At 58.8% G+C, this 3530-nt stretch carries 2 protein-coding genes; both read left to right on the forward strand.

Going from position 1 to position 3530, the window contains the following annotated elements:
* Positions 1-690: 690 nt before the first annotated feature.
* Positions 691-1899, forward strand: a complete 1209-nt coding sequence (gene repA / locus ACLP25_RS00515) for a plasmid partitioning protein RepA (RefSeq protein ID WP_442467295.1) — start codon at positions 691-693, stop codon at positions 1897-1899.
* Positions 1896-2885, forward strand: a complete 990-nt coding sequence (gene repB / locus ACLP25_RS00520; protein ID WP_442467296.1) for a plasmid partitioning protein RepB — start codon at positions 1896-1898, stop codon at positions 2883-2885. Before repA ends, repB begins: the two co-directional genes overlap by 4 nt.
* Positions 2886-3530: the final 645 nt, after the last annotated feature.

Raw genomic sequence — 3530 nt, forward strand, 5'->3', positions numbered from 1 at the left:
CGAGGAGGCGTGCTTCAACGGTATTGCCCGCCAACGCAAAGAACGCCCGCTTCCGGTGGCCCCGCGCTACCAGGATCTCCTTCACGTCGAGCACTTCCTCTGCCGCACACGAGCGATCGTGCGCACGCGGCCGTTTCCGTGAAGCAAGGGACCGCGTCGCCTGTGAAAGCGACGGAAGCGCCGCGCATTCGTACCGGTGGATATCGTCCTCTAGAGCCCTGAGCCCTGTTTACAGTCTCCACAGTGCCGCTTCGTCCCCTTCCGTTAAACACTTCCGGGCGAGCGGTGCGGAGAAGCAGGTTGTCAGTTTTGACAGCTGTCAAATCTGTCCTATCAGCTGTCCCCCGATCAGTTTGAAAGCGTGGCCAGCGCCCCACCCTGTGCCTTCCCCAGCAGGCCTACCTAACTATTGGGGGTTGGAATCTCGATGCCGATCCCCAAGGACTCATGCCGCCGGAGGCTGCCAAGCAATTCGGAAAAGGGCGGCCGACGTCAATCATTTACAACACACCCACCATCCGCAAGTCACTCGACGTAGCGGCTTCGTTCCAACGCCCTCGCAATACCGTTGCTATGCCACCCCCTTTACTTACCCCTGAGGGTTAATAGACATTAACCATTTTCCTGTTGACCGTAACAACGAATCAGTTCCTGTTACGGAAGAACGGCCACTTACGCAGGCTACCGTCAATGATGCCCCTTACGAAGCCAGCCCGATCCCTTCAGGCCCGGCCGTCCCTCGACTCAATATATGCAGATAAGGCGGCCCTGCTGACGTCGCATCTGCACGTCCTGCAAGAAAGGCTTCTCGCGCCAAGCTCGACAAAGGAGCTTCGCTCTTTCACAAGCGCGGAAGCTGCACGGTTGATCGGTGTCACGGACGGATACCTGCGCCAGATATCATTGGCGGGGGAGGGGCCGATCCTCGAGCGAAGCCCCGGCGGTCGGCGTTTGTACACCCTCGCACAGGTTCACGAACTCCGTCGCCTTCTTGCGCGAACAAAACCCTCATACCTTCCTACTCGCTCGGGCTCCGAGCACCTCCAGATTATCGCCGTCACGAACTTCAAAGGTGGCTCTGGAAAGACCACCGTCAGTACGCATCTCACCCAATACCTCGCATCACGCGGCTTCCGCGTCCTCGCTATCGATCTCGACCCCCAGGCGAGCATGTCTTCTCTGTTCGGCTATCAGCCAGAAATTGACATCCAGGAGAATCAGACCCTGTACGCAGCACTCCGATACGACGACATGCGGTTACCTATAACCGACGTTATCCGGCCGACATATTTCGCAGGCGCCGACCTCATACCGGGAAATATCGAACTCCAAGAATTCGAGCACGACACCCCAAGGATCCTCGCGGGGGGTCACCGCGAATTGTTCTTTGACCGCATCGCCACCTCGCTGGCGAACGTCGATGATCGCTACGATGTCGTCGTCATCGACTGCCCGCCGCAACTCGGGTTCCTCACTATGACCGCTCTATGCGCCGCAACAGGCGTGCTGGTCACGGTGCATCCCCAGATGATCGACATCGCCAGCATGAACCAGTTCCTCACAATGGCGTCTGGTCTGCTCTCTGTGCTGCGCGAGAAGGTTGGTGCGTTCGAAGTCGATTTCAACCGCTTTCTAATCACGCGCTACGAGCCGAACGACGGCCCGCAAAGCCAAATCGTCGCCTTCCTCCGGTCTCTGTTTGGCGACGAGGTGCTGACCAATCCGATGGTCAAATCGACCGCCGTCTCGGAAGCGGGCCTCCGCAAACAAACCATCTACGAGGTTAGCCGCGACCAAGTCCACCGGCAGACATACGAGCGCGCCATCGAATCCATGGACGCCGTCAATGCCGAAATCGAGGATGTGATCAAATCCAACTGGGGCAGGGCGAAAGCATGACCACTCCTCGCCGCAGCACGTTAGCTCAACTCATGGGGGACGGCCCCGCTCCCATGCCGTCCCAACATGACCACCCGAAGCCCCTTGTATCCGGCGCTCTCCGCGCTGTCGGTCTTCAGCTTGACCAAATAAAAGCTGAAGCCAGCGAGAGCCGTGATCTTAAAGTGAAGATCGCCGCCGGCGGACTTGTTGTCGACCTCGACCCCGGCCTGATCGACTCTTCTTTCATCAAAGACCGGATCCCCGTCGACAACGATACCGAATTTGAAGCCTTCGTTAGCGGCATCGAGCAGAAGGGCCAGCAGGTTCCAATTCTCGTGCGGCCCAGCCCCGCCGACCCGGGACGCTATCAGGCTGCATACGGACATCGCCGTATACGAGCCACTGCTCGACTGGGAATCCCGGTCCGGGCAATCGTCAAGGCACTGACGGACGTCGAACTCGTCGTCGCACAGGCACAGGAAAACCTCGCTCGGAAGGACCTGACGTACATTGAGCGCGTGCTCCTTGCAAAGCAACTCGAAGAGCTGAAGTTCGACCGCTCCATCATTATGTCCGCGCTCGGACTTCTTCCAGCGGAACTATCCCGCATGCTGACGATCGCAAACGTAATTCCCGGCGACCTAATACAAGCGATAGGACCGGCGCCAAAAATCGGACGGCCGCGGTGGCTACAGCTTGCCGACCTCATGAAGGAGTCAGCTGCGCGAAACCGCGCGCTGGCTGCCGTCACAGAAAGCAACTTTGCCACCGCCGACACAAATCATCGCTTTGCAATCGTCGTCCACGCCCTGTCCGCACCTCGCAGTCCGAATGACAAGATCGACGTAAAGTCGACAAACGGTTCCCTGCTGATGCGCGTTGCTGAAACGCCCCGTCGGATGCGCTTGCTTATCGACAATCCCGAATTCAAAAACTGGATAAAGTCTCGTATCCCCACGCTGGTTTCGGAATTTGAGCAACAAAACCCAGCCGCGCACACCTGATCACGCGCCGGATGTACGTCAACCGCCTCAACTGAGGCTCAAATGGGAGCAAGCAGGCAAAAGAAAAAGGCCCCCGAAACGTCGCCGCCCCGGAAGCCCTTCTCGTGTTTCGCACCTCGAGAATCTCACTTCCGCGAATCGCTGTCAAGCGTCGCGCCGTTCCGGTGAGCAGTTTTCCTTTGCCCGATTGAGGCAAAGACATGCAGACACCCTCATCAACAGCGTCTCGCCTCGGGCGACTGCGGATGCTTGCCCCGCGACTGGAACCTCATCCTAATATCCCCGCAAACATAGCGAGGCAGGCGACTCTTTTGAGTCAATACGCGGCCAAAGCGAAGCCGTCACTGTCGCAGGGTGCCCCGCTACTCGCTCGAGCCCGCAACACTAGGGCGACGCCCAAAAATAAGCGATACGTGTTCTTCGGCATCTCAGGCGGTTTCGTGGGGGTAAGGTCGCTCGACCGATTCGGCAGTTTTTGGGCGTCGCCTAACTGCGCAGGGCAGGGGCTCTGCCCATCGCAACACGACCCGATCAGCGCCGCCGGTCAGTCAGAGATCCTCGCTCCCGCAGTTCATATCCGCGCCCGCGTTTCCTCGCCAGCCGTGTCTCGAGTCCGATTTTCGCCGCACCTGCGAATCGTGCGCA

Origin of the sequence: Roseiarcus sp., assembly GCF_052145395.1 — a bacterium.
Lineage (GTDB): Bacteria > Pseudomonadota > Alphaproteobacteria > Rhizobiales > Beijerinckiaceae > Roseiarcus.